Source organism: Pseudomonas sp. P42, assembly GCF_017973755.1.
Classification (GTDB): domain Bacteria; phylum Pseudomonadota; class Gammaproteobacteria; order Pseudomonadales; family Pseudomonadaceae; genus Aquipseudomonas; species Aquipseudomonas iridis.
This window is the reverse complement of record NZ_JACOPU010000001.1, coordinates 581,210-597,106: the sequence shown is the minus strand read 5'-3', so window position 1 is coordinate 597,106 and position 15,897 is coordinate 581,210. Positions and strand designations below refer to the sequence as shown.

The following is a 15,897-nucleotide window of genomic DNA, read 5'->3' as shown; positions in this document are numbered from 1 at the left end:
GGGGCGCAGACACGATGAAGCTTCTGTCATCTGCCGACGCCAACGACCGACTCTCCTTGCTGCAACATCTGGCATGATGGCCACTTGCCACACAAGGTCAGGCTCAGGCATAACAGCGCAACAATTCGACAAGGATGTTTAACTTGCGCCTCTTACTCCGCGTTCTGACCCTGATCGCGCTCCTGCTGGGACTCGTCCTTGCGGTGGTTTTGTATTACGTCGCCAACCCGAAATTGCCCTTCTACACCCCGGCCCAGCAGGTGCATTACCTGAATCAGTGGACTGAACAGGAGCGGCAGACCTATTACTTCACGCCCCAGGGCACACGGGTCAAAGGGCTGCGCTATCAATGGTTCCAGGCATTGGAGTTGCCATTCTCGCAGCAGCGCTTCGCCTCCCCTGAATACCTCGCACGCTTTGGCTTTTTGATTGATCCGCAGCAGAAAGCCACGCCAGACAACCCTGGCAACCTTCCGGTCGGTTTCGCACGACACCAGAATCCTCGCAGCTCCGAGCAATATCTGGACATAACTTGCGCGGCTTGCCACACCGGTGAACTGCGCTTCAACGGTCAGGCTGTGCGCATCGACGGCGGCACGGCACAGCATGTCCTGCCTTCCAGCGTTCCTACGTTACGCGGTGGCAGTTTCGGACAGGCATTGGTCGCCAGTCTGACCTCGACTTACTACAACCCGTGGAAATTCGAACGCTTCGCGCGAAGCGTTCTGGGCGATGACTACGACGCTCGCCACGAACAGCTGCGCAAAGATTTCAAAGCCTCGCTGGACACCTTTCTGAAAGTCGCCTGGAACGACACTCACCGTGGCCTTTACCCAACCGAGGAAGGGCCGGGCCGTACCGATGCGTTCGGGCGAATTGCCAACGCGACATTCGGCGACGCGATTTCCCCCGCCAACTATCGCGTGGCCAACGCGCCAGTGGACTACCCGCAACTGTGGGACATGTGGACGTTTGACTGGGTGCAGTGGAACGGTTCGGCGCAACAGCCGATGGCGCGCAATATTGGCGAGGCTCTGGGCGTCGGCGCGACTCTGAACTTCTTCGATGCCAACGGCCAGCCGCTGCAAGGCAATGATCGCTACCCCTCCAGCGTGCGCGTGCGCGACCTGAATAAAATCGAAGAAACCCTGCAACGCCTGCAACCGCCCGCCTGGCCCGAGGAGCTGTTCGGGGCGGCCGACAAGGCACTGGCCGCCAAGGGCCGTACGCTGTTTGCCGAAAACTGCGCCAGTTGCCACGTCCCGCGCAAGGCTCATGAGGGCGACCGCTGGGTGCAGCATTTGCACATGTTGCCCGTCGCGGTGATCGGCACCGATCCGAACGCGGCCAACAACGTTGCCAACCACCGCTTCGACCTGACAGCCCTGCAATGGAATCTGCAGGAGCTGGAAAAAATGGACGTAAAACTGCATCCGTCGCCCAAGGAACCGCTGGACCTTAGCCTGTTGTCCGTGGCCAAAGGCCTGGCGTACGTCACCGCATTCGTCGAAAACCGTGCTTATCGCGAGGCAAACGTCAGTCCTGAAGAAAAACCCCGCCTCGACGGTTTCGGTCTGCCCATCGGCGTGCGCGAAAAGGTCGCCTACAAGGCGCGCCCACTGGCTGGCGTGTGGGCCACCGCACCGTTTTTGCACAACGGCTCGGTGCCGAGCCTTTATCAGTTGCTGTCGCCACAGGATGAGCGCGCCACCACCTTCTATAAAGGCACCTTCGAATACGACCCTCGGCATCTGGGCTATCGCACCGAAGCCTTTACCAACGGCTTCCTGTTCGATACGCGGATCAGCGGCAATCGTAACAGCGGTCATGAATTCCGCGCCGGCGAACGTGGCAATGGCGTCATCGGCCGCCTGCTGCAACCTCAAGAGCGATGGGCATTGCTGGAATACCTGAAAGTTCTCGGCGGCCCATTGGAGGCGCAATTGCCATGATCTCGACCTTCAAGAAAGAACTGCCACTGCTGGCTCGATTCTGGCTATGGCTGGGACGTCTACTAGGCAAAACCCTGTTGATCCTGCTCGCCATCGGCCTGCTCGGCTGGGCCATCGGCACTGCATGGTTTGCTTGGCAGCATCGTGGCCCGGTGTCGACACTGGAGCAGATCCCGGCCGATGAGGGAGGCATGACTCAGGACGTGATCCAAACGGCTGTGCGCATCGTCGATCAACACCGTGAAGGCACGCGCTATCTTCGCGATGCTCACGCCAAGGCGCATGGTTGCGTAAAAGCTGAAGTGAAAGTATTGCCGGAACTGGCTCAGTCGTTGCGACAAGGCGTGTTCAGTGAGCCGGGCAAAACCTGGCAGGCGATGATTCGCCTGTCCAACGGCAATGCCTACCCGCAGTTCGACAGCATGCGTGATGCCCGCGGCATGGCGATTAAACTGTTCGACGTTCCCGGCAAACAATTACTTGAAAACCGCCAGCAACAACATGAACAAGATTTCGTGATGTTCAGTCACCCGAACTTCTTTGTCAGCAATGTCGCCGAGTACCGTCAGAATGTGGCCGCGCAGGCTGACGGCAAAAAGGTCATGGCATTTTTCCCCGGATGGGACCCACGTACCTGGCAGGTCCGGCATTTGTTTATCGCCTTGGCAACCCTGTCGCCGGCCCCCAAGAGCCCGACAGAGACTACGTATTTCTCGGTCTCGCCGTATAAATTCAGTGAAGCCAACGCCAAGTTCAGGGTGGCACCGGCCCCCGACAATTGCCCGGCGTACACCCTGCCCCGGCAAAATCAGGATCTGCCGAATTTCCTGCGCAGTGCCTTGACCCAGCAGTTGTCGACAGATCGCGTCCCCGCGTGTTTTGTCTTGCAGATTCAGCGTCAGGACGCCAACCGATACATGCCCATCGAGGACACCAGCATCGAGTGGCGCGAGCGCGATGCTCCCTTCGAAACCGTGGCCCACATCACGCTGCCTCCGCAGGACTTCGACACCCCGGCGCTGAATCTCGCGTGCGACAACCTTTCGTTCAATCCGTGGTTTGGCATTGAGGCGCATCGGCCGATTGGCGGAATCAACCGCTTGCGTAAAGCCGTGTATGAGGCCGTGAGTGACTATCGACATAGCCAAAACGCCACACAATAGCGGGACAGGCAGACTAGCTGTGGCGATCGGATTTAATCCACGATGGGCTGCTAAGCGGCCCCAGCATCTGAAATCCTGAGCCTGCGATGCAAGCCATCGGGAAATTAAGTCCCATCACCACAGGACTTGTGTCTGGCACACAAAAAGCCAAACGCCAGACAGCAAAAAGCCCGCACTAGGCGGGCTTTGTGTGGCGATCTGGCGTTCAGTGTTCCAGATTACCGAATATGGCGCAGCGGACGGGACTCGAACCCGCGACCCCCGGCGTGACAGGCCGGTATTCTAACCGACTGAACTACCGCTGCGCGAAACGCTTGAAACGAATGGTGGGTGATGACGGGATCGAACCGCCGACATTCTGCTTGTAAGGCAGACGCTCTCCCAGCTGAGCTAATCACCCTTCGCTTCGTTACGGGACGCATTATGCCACAAGTTTTCGTAACGTGTTGATTTAATTGAATATTTTTTCAAATAAATCCGAAAACAGGTAAAACGACACATCCCGCGGGTACAACCTTGGAGCAGAAAAAAACCCGCCTTGGCGGGTTTTTCCGTGGTGACCTGGCGTTCAGTGTTCCAGGTTACCGAATATGGCGCAGCGGACGGGACTCGAACCCGCGACCCCCGGCGTGACAGGCCGGTATTCTAACCGACTGAACTACCGCTGCGCGTAACACATGAAACGAATGGTGGGTGATGACGGGATCGAACCGCCGACATTCTGCTTGTAAGGCAGACGCTCTCCCAGCTGAGCTAATCACCCTTCGCTTCGGTGTGGCGCGCATTCTACGGAGCGACCCCACCTCTGGCAAGCACTTTTTTAAATAATTTTCCGAGGCCTTCCAAAGGCTTAGAGAAGGGTTGGCCTATGCCACGGCGAAGACAATAATGCCCCCCTTTGTATAAAGGAGAGACTCACCCCATGTGGTTCAAAAACCTGCTTATCTATCGCCTGACCCAAGACCTGCCTGTCGATGCCGAGGCGCTGGAAACTGCACTGGCCACCAAACTGGCGCGTCCATGTGCAAGCCAGGAGTTGACCACCTACGGTTTCGTCGCGCCGTTCGGCAAAGGCGAAGATGCCCCACTGGTGCACGTCAGCGGTGATTTCCTGCTGATCTCTGCGCGTAAAGAAGAACGCATTCTGCCGGGCAGCGTCGTACGTGATGCGGTCAAGGAAAAGGTCGAAGAGATCGAAGCCGAGCAGATGCGCAAGGTCTATAAGAAGGAACGCGACCAGATCAAGGATGAAATCATCCAGGCCTTCCTGCCGCGCGCCTTCATCCGTCGTTCGTCGACCTTCGCTGCCATCGCGCCGAAACAGGGTCTGATCCTGGTCAACTCGGCCAGCCCGAAACGCGCCGAAGACCTGCTGTCGACCCTGCGTGAAGTGATCGGCACCCTGCCCGTCCGCCCGTTGACCGTGAAAATGTCGCCAACCGCGACCATGACCGAATGGGTCACCACGCAGAAAGCCGCCGACGACTTCTACGTGCTGGACGAGTGCGAACTGCGCGACACCCACGAAGACGGCGGTATCGTGCGTTGCAAGCGTCAGGACCTGACCAGCGAAGAAATCCAGCTGCACCTGAGCACCGGCAAAGTCGTTACTCAACTGTCGCTGGCCTGGCAGGACAAGTTGTCGTTCATGCTCGACGACAAGATGACCGTCAAACGCCTGAAGTTCGAAGATCTGTTGCAGGATCAGGCGGAACAGGACGGCGGCGAAGAAGCCCTCGGCCAACTGGATGCCAGCTTTACACTGATGATGCTGACGTTCGGCGACTTCCTGCCGGCGCTAGTTGAAGCATTGGGTGGCGAAGAGACTCCGCAGGGGATCTGACCTGCCTTTTGTGTGAAAGCTTGAAAGATCGCAGCCTTCGGCAGCTTCTACATCTGGAATGCATTTTCCTGTAGGAGCTGCCGGAGGCTGCGATCTTTTTTCTGGCGACGTATGCTTAGCTTCCTAACGCTTTCGCATAACAAGGAACAAGCCATGCGCGCACTGGCAGCACTCAGCCGCTTTGTCGGCAACACTTTCGCTTACTGGGTTCTGATTTTCGCCGTTGTGGCCTTCCTGCAACCTTCGTGGTTCCTCGGTCTGAAGAGCGCGATCGTGCCGTTGCTCGGGCTGGTGATGTTCGGCATGGGCCTGACCCTCAAACTCGACGACTTCGCCGCCGTCGCCCGCCAACCCTGGCGTGTAGCGCTGGGCGTGGTCGCACATTTCGTGATCATGCCGGGCATGGCGTGGTTGCTTTGCCAGATTTTTCATCTGCCACCGGAGATCGCCGTCGGCGTGATTCTGGTCGGTTGCTGCCCGAGCGGCACTTCATCCAACGTGATGACCTGGCTGGCCCGAGGTGATCTGGCGTTGTCGGTGGCCATCGCCGCCGTCACCACCCTCCTCGCCCCGCTGTTGACCCCGGCGCTGATCTGGCTGCTGGCCTCGGCGTGGTTGCCGGTGTCGTTCATGGAGCTGTTCTGGTCGATCCTGCAAGTGGTGCTGTTGCCGATCGTTCTGGGCGTGGTTGCGCAACGTTTGCTGGGCGACAAGGTTCGTCATGCGGTGGCGGTGCTGCCGCTGGTGTCGGTGGTGAGCATCGTGATCATCGTCACCGCTGTAGTGGCGGCCAGTCAGGCCAAAATCGCCGAATCCGGCGTATTGATCATGGCGGTGGTGATGCTGCACAACAGCTTCGGCTACTTGCTGGGCTACTTCACCGGCCGTTTGTTCAACTTGCCGCTGGCGCAGCGCAAATCGCTGGCACTGGAAGTGGGCATGCAGAATTCGGGATTGGGCGCCGCGCTGGCCAGTGCACATTTCTCGCCACTGGCGGCGGTACCAAGCGCCTTGTTCAGCGTTTGGCACAATATTTCCGGGGCGCTGCTGTCGACGTATTTCCGGCGGGTGAGCGAAAAGAAAGATCGCGAAACGTTAGCACAGCAGGCGACTGACTGACCTGCGAACTTGATCCCCGGATTAATGCTCGTCAATATGTTGCGTAACGCGGGGACGACCCTGCGGCTCGATCGAGTTTTAATCTGGGGACGACCCCGTCAACCGATGGAGGTTTTTCATGTCCTGGATTATTCTGTTTTTCGCCGGCCTGTTCGAAGTCGGCTGGGCCGTCGGCCTCAAGTACACCGATGGCTTCAGCCGTCCACTCCCCACCGCACTGACCATTGCAGCCATGGCCGTCAGCCTTGGCTTGCTGGGCCTTGCGATGAAGGAATTGCCGCTGGGCACGGCCTATGCGATCTGGACGGGCGTCGGTGCCGTGGGCACGGTGATTGCCGGGATCATTCTGTTTGGTGAGTCGATGGCGCTGATTCGGCTGGCCAGTGTGGCGCTGATCATTACCGGGTTGATTGGCCTTAAGGTCAGCGCTTAGACCACTGGCCCCATCGCTGGCAAGCCAGCTCCCACAGTTTCGTTGGTGTACACAAAACCGGTGTTCACCGAAGCTCCCTGTGGGAGCTGGCTTGCCAGCGATGAGGCCAGCACAATCATTGTTTATCTAACTGCCCCACGCAACTCTCCCACCAACCCCTGCAACTTCGCCGGCTCAGCCGCTTCCACAGCAACAGCAGAACCCGCCACCAGCGTCACCCGCGACCACAACCGCCGAAACACGCCTTTGTTCGGGTCGCGACTAAAGAAACTTCCCCACAACCCCTGCAATGCCAGCGGAATCACCGGCACCGGTGTCTCTTCGAGAATTCGCGTCAGCCCGCCCTTGAACTCGTTGATCTCGCCATCGGTCGTCAACTTGCCCTCAGGGAAGATGCACACCAGTTCACCGTCCTTCAGATATTGGGCGATCCGGCTGAAGGCTTTTTCGTAGATCTGGATGTCTTCGTTGCGGCCGGCAATCGGAATCGTCCCGGCCGTGCGAAAGATAAAATTCAGCACCGGCAGGTTGTAGATTTTGTAGTACATGACGAAGCGAATTGGCCTACGCACTGCGCCGCCAATCAGCAACGCGTCGACGAACGAAACGTGATTGCACACCAGTAACGCCGCACCTTCATCCGGAATCGCGTCCAGGTTGCGATGTTCGACGCGGTACATGGAATGGCTGAGCAGCCAGATCATGAAACGCATGCTGAACTCGGGGACGATCTTGAAGATGTAGGCATTGACGCCGATGTTGAGCAGCGACACCACGAGGAACAGCTGCGGGATCGACAGCTCGACCACACTCAGCAGCACGATCGATACGATGGCCGAAATAACCATAAACAGCGCGTTGAGAATGTTGTTGGCCGCGATCACCCGTGCCCGCTCGTTCTCGGCAGTGCGCGACTGGATCAACGCATACAGCGGCACGATGTAGAAACCACCGAAGACACCGAGGCCGAGAATATCGAACAGCACCGCCCAGGTGTGGCCAAAACTCAGCACTTCAATCCAGCTATGGCCGGTGACGCTGTCGGGAATTCCCCCGGAATGCCACCACAGCAGCAGGCCGAACACGGTCAGACCGAACGAACCAAACGGCACCAGACCGATCTCGACTTTGCGCCCGGAAAGCTTCTCGCAGAGCATCGAACCCAGCGCGATCCCGACCGAGAATACAGTGAGGATCAAGGTGACCACGGTTTCGTCGCCGTGCATCCACTCCTTGGCGTAGGCCGGGATCTGCGTCAGATAAATCGCCCCGACAAACCAGAACCACGAGTTACCGACTATCGAGCGCGACACCGCCGGCGTCTGGCCCAAGCCCAGTTTCAGGGTGGCCCAGGATTGGCTGAAGATGTTCCAGTTCAGGCGCATATCCGGGGATGAAGCCGCCGCGCGGGGAATGCTGCGGCTGGCCAGATAACCCAGCACCGCAATGCCGACGATTGCGATCGACACCAGCGGCGCGTAGTGGGTCGACGACATGATCACACCGGCGCCGATGGTGCCGGCCAGAATCGCCAGGAACGTGCCCATCTCCACCAGACCGTTGCCGCCGACCAGCTCTTCTTCGCGCAAGGCTTGCGGCAGGATCGAATACTTCACCGGCCCGAACAGCGCCGAGTGGGTGCCCATGGCGAACAACGCCACCAGCATCAGCCACAAGTGATCAAAGAGAAAGCCGACGGATCCCACAGCCATGATGGCGATTTCCGCCAGTTTGATCAGACGGATCAACGCATCCTTGGCGAATTTCTCGCCGAACTGCCCGGCCAGCGCCGAGAACAGGAAGAACGGCAGGATAAACAGCAACGCACACAGGTTGACCCAAATCGAGCGGTCACCTTCGATGGTCAGCCGATAGAGAATGGCGAGGATCAACGACTGCTTGAACACGTTGTCGTTAAACGCGCCGAGCGACTGCGTAATGAAGAACGGCAGGAAGCGCCGGGTGCGCAGCAGGTTGAACTGTGAGGGGTGACTCATCTTCCGTGTTTCCCTGATGTTTAAGGTAGAGAGGCCTGGATACTGCTTATTGGAATGCCGATCCGCGATCCAGGCCACACCTTACCTAAACTTTTCAGGTTATTTCTTCAAACCTGCAATGCACGGCGAGACAAACAGTTCGCCGCGCCACGCTCCTTGTACGGTGCGCTTGCCAACGATCAGCCACATCACCGCCAACAATGTCACCAACACGCAGCCGACCACGCTGAAAAAGCCAAGGTTCAGCGTACTGGCGAGTTTCAGGGTCGCCAGCGAATACACGCCCAACGGGAAGGTGAAACCCCACCAGCCGAGGTTGAACGGAATGCCGTCACGCAGATAGCGAACGGTGATCAGCAATGCCATCAGCATCCACCACAGCCCGAACCCCCACAGGGTGATCCCGGCCACCAGACCGATGCCCGAAGCGATTTCGCCAATGCCCGGCAAGCCGTTGGCAGCGAAAATCGCCGGTGCTTCAGCGCCCATCAACAACATGCCCAGCGCACCGGTGCCGATTGGCCCGAGTGCCAGCCAGCTCGAGGCGGCCATGTTTTCGTGGGGCAGTTTGTGCAGGGCCATGCGCAACAACAGGATGGTCAGAATGCTGAACGCCACCGGTAGGGAAAATGCCCAGAGCACGTAGCTTGTGGTCAGCACCACCAGTTGCGAGTGAGCATCGGTCAGGTGCGGCGCGAGCAGACCACCACTGGCCGCCGCGACTTCTGCTGCCACCACCGGCAACAGCCAAACGGCAGTCATCTGGTCGATGCTGTGTTCCTGACGGGTAAACATCATGTAGGGGATCAATACGCCACAGGCCAGCGACATCGCCAGATCGATCCACCACAGCGCTTCGGCAAGCTGAATGACGCCCTCGCCCCAACGCGGTAGCCCGAACAGCAGAAAGCCGTTGATGATCGTTGCCAGGCCCATGGGAATGGTGCCGAAGAACATCGACACGGTGGAATGCCCGAAAATCCGCCGTGCCTCGTCGAAGAACAGAATCCAGCGGGCGGCGTAGGCTACGGTAAACAAGATGAACAACAGGATGTTGAACAGCCACAGCCCTTCGGCCACGGCGTGTAAACCGGGGATCGCGACCGGCAAATTCGCCAAGGCCAGTGCCAGCACACCGGTACCCATGGTCGCAGCGAACCAGTTCGGGGTGAATTGGCGGATCACTTCGCGCGGGTGCTGAAGTTGGCTGAGCGGCTTTAAACCGGGTTTGGCGTTGTTGGGGCAAATCATCATGAAATCCTCTTCCTCTGGTGAGGTTGAGTCCATGGTAGATCCGAATCGAATATCTATATAACGGGTAATATCTCTAACTGTTATCTATTCTACAGATAAGCAGTCAAACGCTACCTTCGCACTCGATCACCAGAATGCGCGCCACACCCTGCGGATGGGCAACGTGTTCGGTGCCGACCGAGGCGTAAAAGATGTCACCAACTTCGAGCATGACTTGCTCTTCTTCACCATTTTCGCGATAGCGCATCTGCACCTGCCCATCGAGTACCACGAACACTTCCTCGCCGTCGTTGACGTGCCATTTATACGGCTGATCAGTCCAGTGCAGGCGCGTGGTGATGCCGTTCATGTTGGCGATGTCCAGGGCACCCCAGGCACGCTCGGCGGTGAAGGTTTTGCTGCGGATAATTTTCATGAGTCGATCCGTTGGCAGAATGGCTGCGCAAGGCTAACCGAAAGCGCGGTGGTTATGGAGCGCCGCACACCTTGGCCGGTCGAGCCCGCAGACTGAGCAAAAGCGCCGCCACTGCCAGCACGATCAGCACCGCGCCATACACATCGGTCGTCGCAAGCAGCCCCAGGCGATGGGTGAAATGCCCTGCCAATAGCGCCGGCAAGCAAAACGCCAGATAACTCAGCACATAAAACGCCGACATCAACCCGGCCCGCTCATGGGGCAAGGCCAGCGGTACGAGGCTGCGCACCGCGCCGAGAAATCCGGCACCGAAACCACAACCGGCCACCAGTGTGCCGAGGAAGAACAGCGACAGGCTGGCGCTGTGCACACCGAGCAGAATCAGCACCAGCCCGATCGGCAGCAGACTTGCGCCCAACTGCAAGGCGCGCATGGCAGGACGATTGCGCAGGGTGAAGATCATCAGTGCCCCGGTCACGGTCAATGCCGCTACGGTTGCGCCGCCGATCAGGTTGGACGTGGAGCCTGTGGCGGTGCGCACCAGCGACGGTGCGAGCGATGCGTAAAAACCACCGAGCGCCCAGGTCGCGGTATTCAGTGGCAGGACCCGCCACAGCGTTGCGCGAGCCTGAACCGGCACATGCAGTGTCGGTCGCAACGATGCCCATGCGCCCGCTTGCGGGGTGACGCTTTCGGGTAGCCGCCAGACATAAAGTGCCTGCCCCACAAACAGCGCGAGCAGTAACCAATAGGTCAGTTGCAACGGCGCCGGCGCGAACTCCGCCAACAAGCCACAGCCCATGCCGCCCAGCGCCATGCCCAGCAATGGCGCGACGCTGTTGATCAACGGCCCTTGCTGACGGTCAATGTCGAGCAATGTGGCGCTGAGGACGGCAGTCGCCATGCCGGTGGCGAAACCTTGCAGCACGCGCGCGCTGATCAACCACGTCACACTGTCGGCGCTGATGAACAGCAACATCGCCAGTGCGTTGAGCAACACGGCGGTGAAGATCACCGGTTTGCGCCCCAGATGATCGGAGAGCGAACCGACGGTTAATAGCGCCGCCAACAGACTCAGAGCGTAGACGCCGAAAATCAGGGTCAGCACCGCTGCCGAGAAGTGCAGTTGATCCTGATACAGGTGGTACAGCGGTGTCGGCGCGGTGGAAGCGGCGAGAAAACTGAGTAACGTGATCGCCAGAAACCACAGGCTGGGACGGTTGGACGCTAATCGGGACTGGGGGTTAATCATATGCACACTCCGCAAAAGCTAATTTTTTGCTTTTGCGGAGTGTGCTACCGCTCAATGCTTAAAGCAAATTCTTTGTGTTAAGGTCTGACGCATGGCTATTAAAGAAGGTTTACGCCCCGGCGGTCGCAGTGCCCGGGTGCAAGAGTCGATACATTCGGCAGTCCGCGCACTGCTGCAAGAGCAGGAGCGCTCGACCGTGACCGTCCCGCAGATTGCGGCGCGTGCGGGCGTTACGCCGTCGACGATCTATCGGCGCTGGGGCGATCTGGCGGCGTTGCTGGCCGACGTCGCCCTCGCCCGCATGCGCCCCGACAGCGAGCCCGCAGAAACCGGCAGCCTGCGCAGCGACATCCGCGCATGGGCCGAGCAATATCTCGACGAGATGAGCTCCGAGCCCGGGCGCAACATGATGCGCGACGTGCAGGCGAGCGCCACACCGGGGTATTGCGTGGCGATCATCGGCGCGCAGTTGCAGACCATTATCGAGCGTCATCCCGATGAGGCGGCGCCCAGTGTTGATCAGTTGATCAATCAGGTGGTGGCGCCGGTCGTGTTCCGGATTCTGTTTTCAGCGGCGGCGCTGGAGGTGGATGAATTGCACAGGTTGATTGATATCGCGTTGCAGCAGGATTGACACCGACCTCCCTGTAGGAGCTGCGGCACGCTGCGATCTTTTGATCTTGATCCTTAAAAACAGGATCAAGAGATCGCAGCCTCGTTTCACTCGACAGCTCCTACAGGATTTCCGGCACTGAATCTTGCGGTGCCTGCTCGCGATGAGACCTTAACGGTCACCGCAGAACCACACGGTTCCATTCCTGCGACACCCCGCCACGCCACGACCTTGGTCGACACTGACTAACCGCCGCGCGCATGCGAGACTGTCCGCCCGGGCAGGAGTGCCGGGGAGTCTTTCGTCGGGAGTGTTGCATGTCGTTGTCCACCGGGCTGATCGCCGCCGTCGCCCTGGCCTATATGGCCATCATGTTCGCCATCGCCTTCTACGGCGACCGTCGCAGCACGCCGTTGCCACCGCGAGTGCGCGCGTGGGTCTACAGCCTGTCGCTGGCGGTGTATTGCACCAGTTGGACATTCTTCGGCGCGGTCGGCCAGGCGGCTGAACAGTTGTGGTCATTCCTGCCGATTTACCTCGGGCCGATATTGCTGTTGGTCGGGGCGCCGTGGGTCTTGCAAAAAATGGTGATGATCAGCAAACAGGAGAACATCACCTCCATCGCTGACTTCATCGCTGCGCGCTACGGCAAATCGCAATCGCTGGCGGTCGTCGTCGCGCTGATCTGCCTGGTCGGTGTCCTCCCCTACATCGCCCTGCAACTCAAGGGCATCGTCCTCGGTGTGAACCTGTTGATCGGTGCTGGTGCCGATGCAATGGGCACTCGCGCCCAGGACACCGCATTGATCGTGTCACTGGTGCTGGCGCTGTTCACCATCGTCTTCGGTACGCGCAACCTCGACGCCACCGAGCACCACCGCGGCATGGTGCTGGCGATTGCCTTTGAGTCGCTGGTCAAGCTGTTCGCCTTTCTCGCCGTCGGCGCGTTCGTCACCTATGGCCTCTATGACGGCTTCGACGACCTGTTCAATCAAGCGAAACTCGCGCCACGCCTCGAGGAATACTGGAAAGAAACCATTAATTGGCCGTCGATGGTGGTACAGACCGGCGTCGCGATGATGGCGATCATCTGCCTGCCACGGCAGTTTCACGTCACGGTGGTCGAGAACATTGATCCGCAGGATCTGCGCCTGGCCAAATGGGTGTTCCCCGCGTACCTCGCGCTGGCGGCACTGTTTGTAGTCCCGATCGCTTTGGCCGGTCAGATGCTGCTGCCGAGCGACGTATTGCCCGACTCGTTCGTGATCAGTCTGCCGCTGGCTCAGGCCCATCCGGCGTTGGCGATGCTGGCGTTTATCGGCGGCGCGTCGGCGGCCACCGGTATGGTCATTGTCGCGAGTGTGGCGCTGTCGACGATGGTTTCCAACGATATGCTGTTGCCGTGGCTGCTGCGGCGCAATAACGCCGAGCGCCCGTTTGAAGTGTTCCGCCAGTGGATGCTGTCGGTGCGCCGCGTGAGCATTGTGGTGATTCTGTTGCTGGCGTACGTCAGCTATCGCCTGCTCGGTTCGACGGCGAGCCTGGCGACCATCGGCCAGATTGCCTTCGCCGCCGTGACCCAACTGGCGCCGGCCATGCTCGGCGCGCTGTACTGGAAACAAGCCAACCGGCGCGGCGTGTTCGCCGGTCTCGCCGCCGGCACTTTCCTGTGGTTTTACACGCTGGTTTTGCCGATTGCCGCCCACAGCCTCGGCTGGTCGCTGAACAGTTTCCCGGGGTTGGCGTGGCTGCACAGTAACCCGCTGAACCTGCCAATCAGCCCGCTGACCCAAGGCGTGGTGTTGTCACTGGCCGGCAATTTCACGCTGTTTGCCTGGGTTTCGGTGCTGTCGCGCACGCGGGTATCGGAGCACTGGCAGGCTGGGCGATTCATCGGTCAGGAGATCAGCGCCCGACCCAGTGCGCGGTCGATGCTGTCGGTGCAAGTCGACGATCTGCTGCAACTGGCGGCGCGGTTTGTCGGTGAGGAGCGCGCTCGCCAGAGCTTCATTCGATTCGCCTACCGCCAAGGCAAGGCTTTCAACCCGAACCAGAACGCCGACGGCGAATGGATCGCCCATACCGAGCGCTTGCTGGCCGGCGTCCTGGGCGCTTCTTCGACGCGAGCGGTGGTAAAAGCCGCCATCGAAGGTCGGGAAATGCAGTTGGAGGACGTAGTCCGAATCGCTGACGAAGCCTCGGAAGTCCTGCAATTCAACCGCGCTCTGCTGCAAGGCGCGATTGAAAACATCACCCAAGGCATCAGCGTGGTCGACCAGTCGCTGAAGCTTGTCGCCTGGAACCGACGTTACCTGGAGTTGTTCAACTACCCGGACGGTTTGATCAGCGTCGGCAGGCCAATCGCCGACATCATTCGCTACAACGCCGAGCGCGGGTTGTGTGGTCCCGGCGAGGCGGAAGTGCATGTCGCGCGTCGTTTGCACTGGATGCGTCAGGGCCGCGCGCACACCTCCGAACGCCTGTTCCCCAACGGCCGGGTGATTGAGCTGATCGGCAATCCGATGCCCGGGGGCGGCTTCGTCATGAGTTTCACCGACATCACCGCGTTCCGTGAAGCCGAACAGGCGCTGACCGAGGCCAACGAAGGCCTGGAACAACGGGTCAGCGAGCGAACCCAGGAACTGTCGCAACTCAACGTCGCGCTGACCGAAGCCAAGGGCACCGCCGAAACCGCCAACCAATCGAAAACCCGCTTTCTCGCGGCAGTCAGCCATGACTTGATGCAACCGTTGAACGCCGCGCGACTGTTCTCCGCCGCCCTCTCCCACCAAGACGACGGCTTGAGCAGCGAGGCGCAGAAACTGGTGCAGCATCTCGACAGTTCGTTGCGCTCGGCCGAGGACCTGATCAGCGATCTGCTGGACATTTCCCGCCTGGAAAACGGCAAGATCAATCCCGATCGCAAGTCCTTTGCGGTGAACGAACTGTTCGACATTCTCGGCGCCGAGTTCAAGGCGCTGGCCCAGGAGCAAGGTTTGACCTTCCGTGTGCGTGGCAGCCACATGCGCATCGACAGCGACATCAAGTTGCTGCGGCGGATTCTGCAAAACTTCCTGACCAACGCTTTCCGCTATGCCAAAGGCCCGGTATTGCTCGGTGTACGGCGGCGCGGCGGGAAGTTGTGCCTGGAAGTATGGGATCGCGGACCGGGCATTCCGGAAGACAAGCAACAGGTGATATTCGAGGAATTCAAACGTCTCGACAGCCATCAGACGCGCGCCGAAAAAGGCCTGGGGCTTGGGCTGGCAATCGCTGATGGCCTGTGTCGCGTACTCGGGCATACCCTGCGCGTGCGCTCGTGGCCGGGGCGCGGCAGTGTGTTCAGCGTTACGGTGCCGTATGCGCGCACACAAACCATACCGGCCACTGCCGCTGTGGAATTGAACGGCAAATTGCAGAACGGCGCACAAGTGCTGTGCATCGACAATGAAGACAGCATTCTGATCGGCATGAACAGCCTGTTAAGCCGCTGGGGCTGCCAGGTCTGGACGGCGCGCAATCGCGAGGAATGCGAGGCGTTGCTCAGTGACGGAGTGCGGCCGCAACTGGCGCTGGTCGACTACCACCTGGATCACGGCGATACCGGCACCGAGTTGATGGCGTGGCTGCGCACGCGTCTCGGCGAGCCGGTGCCGGGCGTGGTGATCAGCGCCGACGGGCGCCCGGAGATGATTGCGCAGGTGCATGCGGCAGGGCTGGATTATCTGGCCAAACCGGTGAAACCGGCGGCGTTGCGGGCGTTGTTGAGTCGGTATCTGCCGCTGTAAACGTATGACTTGGGTGTTGTAGCGATACCGCTGTCGTCCTTGCAAGCAAGCTCGCTCCCACAATGTTC

At 59.6% G+C, this 15,897-nt stretch carries 11 protein-coding genes and 4 tRNA genes; 7 read left to right on the top strand and 8 right to left on the bottom strand.

The window, feature by feature from the left end; translation table 11 throughout:
* Window positions 1–143 precede the first annotated feature (143 nt).
* Together H8B20_RS02900 and H8B20_RS02895 are read left to right on the top strand one after the other, a co-directional pair.
* A complete protein-coding gene (locus H8B20_RS02900; protein ID WP_210622293.1) occupies window positions 144–1,952 on the top strand; it encodes a di-heme-cytochrome C peroxidase in 1,809 nt (602 codons plus the stop codon).
* Window positions 1,949–3,115: a catalase family protein gene (locus H8B20_RS02895; RefSeq protein WP_210622292.1), complete on the top strand. Its 1,167-nt coding sequence runs from the start codon at window positions 1,949–1,951 to the stop codon at window positions 3,113–3,115. The genes H8B20_RS02900 and H8B20_RS02895 overlap by 4 nt, the downstream gene beginning before the upstream one ends.
* A 228-nt stretch (window positions 3,116–3,343) precedes the next feature.
* Here the strand turns inward: H8B20_RS02895 and H8B20_RS02890 are convergent.
* The 4 genes from H8B20_RS02890 to H8B20_RS02875 form a co-directional block, all read right to left on the bottom strand.
* A tRNA-Asp gene (locus tag H8B20_RS02890) sits at window positions 3,344–3,420 on the bottom strand.
* A 19-nt stretch (window positions 3,421–3,439) separates the two neighbouring features.
* Window positions 3,440–3,515 (bottom strand) — tRNA-Val (locus H8B20_RS02885).
* A 191-nt stretch (window positions 3,516–3,706) separates the two neighbouring features.
* Window positions 3,707–3,783 (bottom strand) — tRNA-Asp (locus H8B20_RS02880).
* A 19-nt stretch (window positions 3,784–3,802) separates the two neighbouring features.
* Window positions 3,803–3,878: transfer RNA gene (locus tag H8B20_RS02875), tRNA-Val, on the bottom strand.
* Between the two features lie 159 nt (window positions 3,879–4,037).
* Here H8B20_RS02875 and rdgC point away from each other — a divergent pair.
* The 3 genes from rdgC to sugE all read left to right on the top strand — a co-directional run bounded on the left by rdgC (window position 4,038) and on the right by sugE (window position 6,510).
* On the top strand, window positions 4,038–4,958 hold the full coding sequence (gene rdgC, locus H8B20_RS02870) for a recombination-associated protein RdgC (protein WP_042558339.1): 921 nt from the start codon (window positions 4,038–4,040) through the stop codon (window positions 4,956–4,958).
* Between the two features lie 153 nt (window positions 4,959–5,111).
* Entirely contained in the window at window positions 5,112–6,077 is a 966-nt protein-coding gene (locus H8B20_RS02865; RefSeq protein ID WP_210622291.1) for a bile acid:sodium symporter family protein, read from the top strand.
* Between the two features lie 118 nt (window positions 6,078–6,195).
* Window positions 6,196–6,510, top strand: a complete 315-nt coding sequence (gene sugE / locus H8B20_RS02860; protein WP_042558337.1) for a quaternary ammonium compound efflux SMR transporter SugE — start codon at window positions 6,196–6,198, stop codon at window positions 6,508–6,510.
* 122 nt (window positions 6,511–6,632) lie between these two features.
* On the opposite strand, the gene H8B20_RS02855 is transcribed toward sugE, so the two are convergent.
* The 4 genes from H8B20_RS02855 to H8B20_RS02840 all read right to left on the bottom strand — a co-directional run bounded on the left by H8B20_RS02855 (window position 6,633) and on the right by H8B20_RS02840 (window position 11,428).
* Window positions 6,633–8,507, bottom strand: a complete 1,875-nt coding sequence (locus H8B20_RS02855; protein WP_042558336.1) for an MFS transporter — start codon at window positions 8,505–8,507, stop codon at window positions 6,633–6,635.
* A 99-nt stretch (window positions 8,508–8,606) separates the two neighbouring features.
* The gene (locus H8B20_RS02850; RefSeq protein ID WP_210622518.1) at window positions 8,607–9,758 is read right to left on the bottom strand and encodes a TDT family transporter; all 1,152 of its coding nucleotides are present in this window, start codon (window positions 9,756–9,758) and stop codon (window positions 8,607–8,609) included.
* A gap of 106 nt (window positions 9,759–9,864) precedes the next feature.
* The gene (locus H8B20_RS02845; protein WP_210622290.1) at window positions 9,865–10,176 is read right to left on the bottom strand and encodes a cupin domain-containing protein; all 312 of its coding nucleotides are present in this window, start codon (window positions 10,174–10,176) and stop codon (window positions 9,865–9,867) included.
* A 52-nt stretch (window positions 10,177–10,228) separates the two neighbouring features.
* Window positions 10,229–11,428: an MFS transporter gene (locus H8B20_RS02840; protein ID WP_210622289.1), complete on the bottom strand. Its 1,200-nt coding sequence runs from the start codon at window positions 11,426–11,428 to the stop codon at window positions 10,229–10,231.
* A gap of 91 nt (window positions 11,429–11,519) precedes the next feature.
* Between H8B20_RS02840 and H8B20_RS02835 the strand changes: the two genes are divergently transcribed.
* Both H8B20_RS02835 and H8B20_RS02830 read left to right on the top strand, forming a co-directional pair.
* Window positions 11,520–12,062: a TetR/AcrR family transcriptional regulator gene (locus H8B20_RS02835; protein ID WP_200610685.1), complete on the top strand. Its 543-nt coding sequence runs from the start codon at window positions 11,520–11,522 to the stop codon at window positions 12,060–12,062.
* Between the two features lie 296 nt (window positions 12,063–12,358).
* Window positions 12,359–15,829, top strand: coding sequence for a hybrid sensor histidine kinase/response regulator (locus tag H8B20_RS02830; protein WP_210622288.1), 3,471 nt, complete (start codon window positions 12,359–12,361; stop codon window positions 15,827–15,829).
* Window positions 15,830–15,897 lie beyond the last annotated feature (68 nt).

What these genes read in the sequence shown, in the direction of transcription:
- sugE (WP_042558337.1), top strand. Translation starts at nt 6,196, where the DNA reads ATGTCCTGGATTATTCTGTTTTTCGCCGGCCTGTTCGAAGTCGGCTGG.
- rdgC (WP_042558339.1), top strand. Translation starts at nt 4,038, where the DNA reads ATGTGGTTCAAAAACCTGCTTATCTATCGCCTGACCCAAGACCTGCCT.
- H8B20_RS02855 (WP_042558336.1), bottom strand. Translation starts at nt 8,507, where the DNA reads ATGAGTCACCCCTCACAGTTCAACCTGCTGCGCACCCGGCGCTTCCTG.
- H8B20_RS02865 (WP_210622291.1), top strand. Translation starts at nt 5,112, where the DNA reads ATGCGCGCACTGGCAGCACTCAGCCGCTTTGTCGGCAACACTTTCGCT.
- H8B20_RS02840 (WP_210622289.1), bottom strand. Translation starts at nt 11,428, where the DNA reads ATGATTAACCCCCAGTCCCGATTAGCGTCCAACCGTCCCAGCCTGTGG.
- H8B20_RS02895 (WP_210622292.1), top strand. Translation starts at nt 1,949, where the DNA reads ATGATCTCGACCTTCAAGAAAGAACTGCCACTGCTGGCTCGATTCTGG.
- H8B20_RS02845 (WP_210622290.1), bottom strand. Translation starts at nt 10,176, where the DNA reads ATGAAAATTATCCGCAGCAAAACCTTCACCGCCGAGCGTGCCTGGGGT.
- H8B20_RS02850 (WP_210622518.1), bottom strand. Translation starts at nt 9,758, where the DNA reads ATGATTTGCCCCAACAACGCCAAACCCGGTTTAAAGCCGCTCAGCCAA.
- H8B20_RS02830 (WP_210622288.1), top strand. Translation starts at nt 12,359, where the DNA reads ATGTCGTTGTCCACCGGGCTGATCGCCGCCGTCGCCCTGGCCTATATG.
- H8B20_RS02835 (WP_200610685.1), top strand. Translation starts at nt 11,520, where the DNA reads ATGGCTATTAAAGAAGGTTTACGCCCCGGCGGTCGCAGTGCCCGGGTG.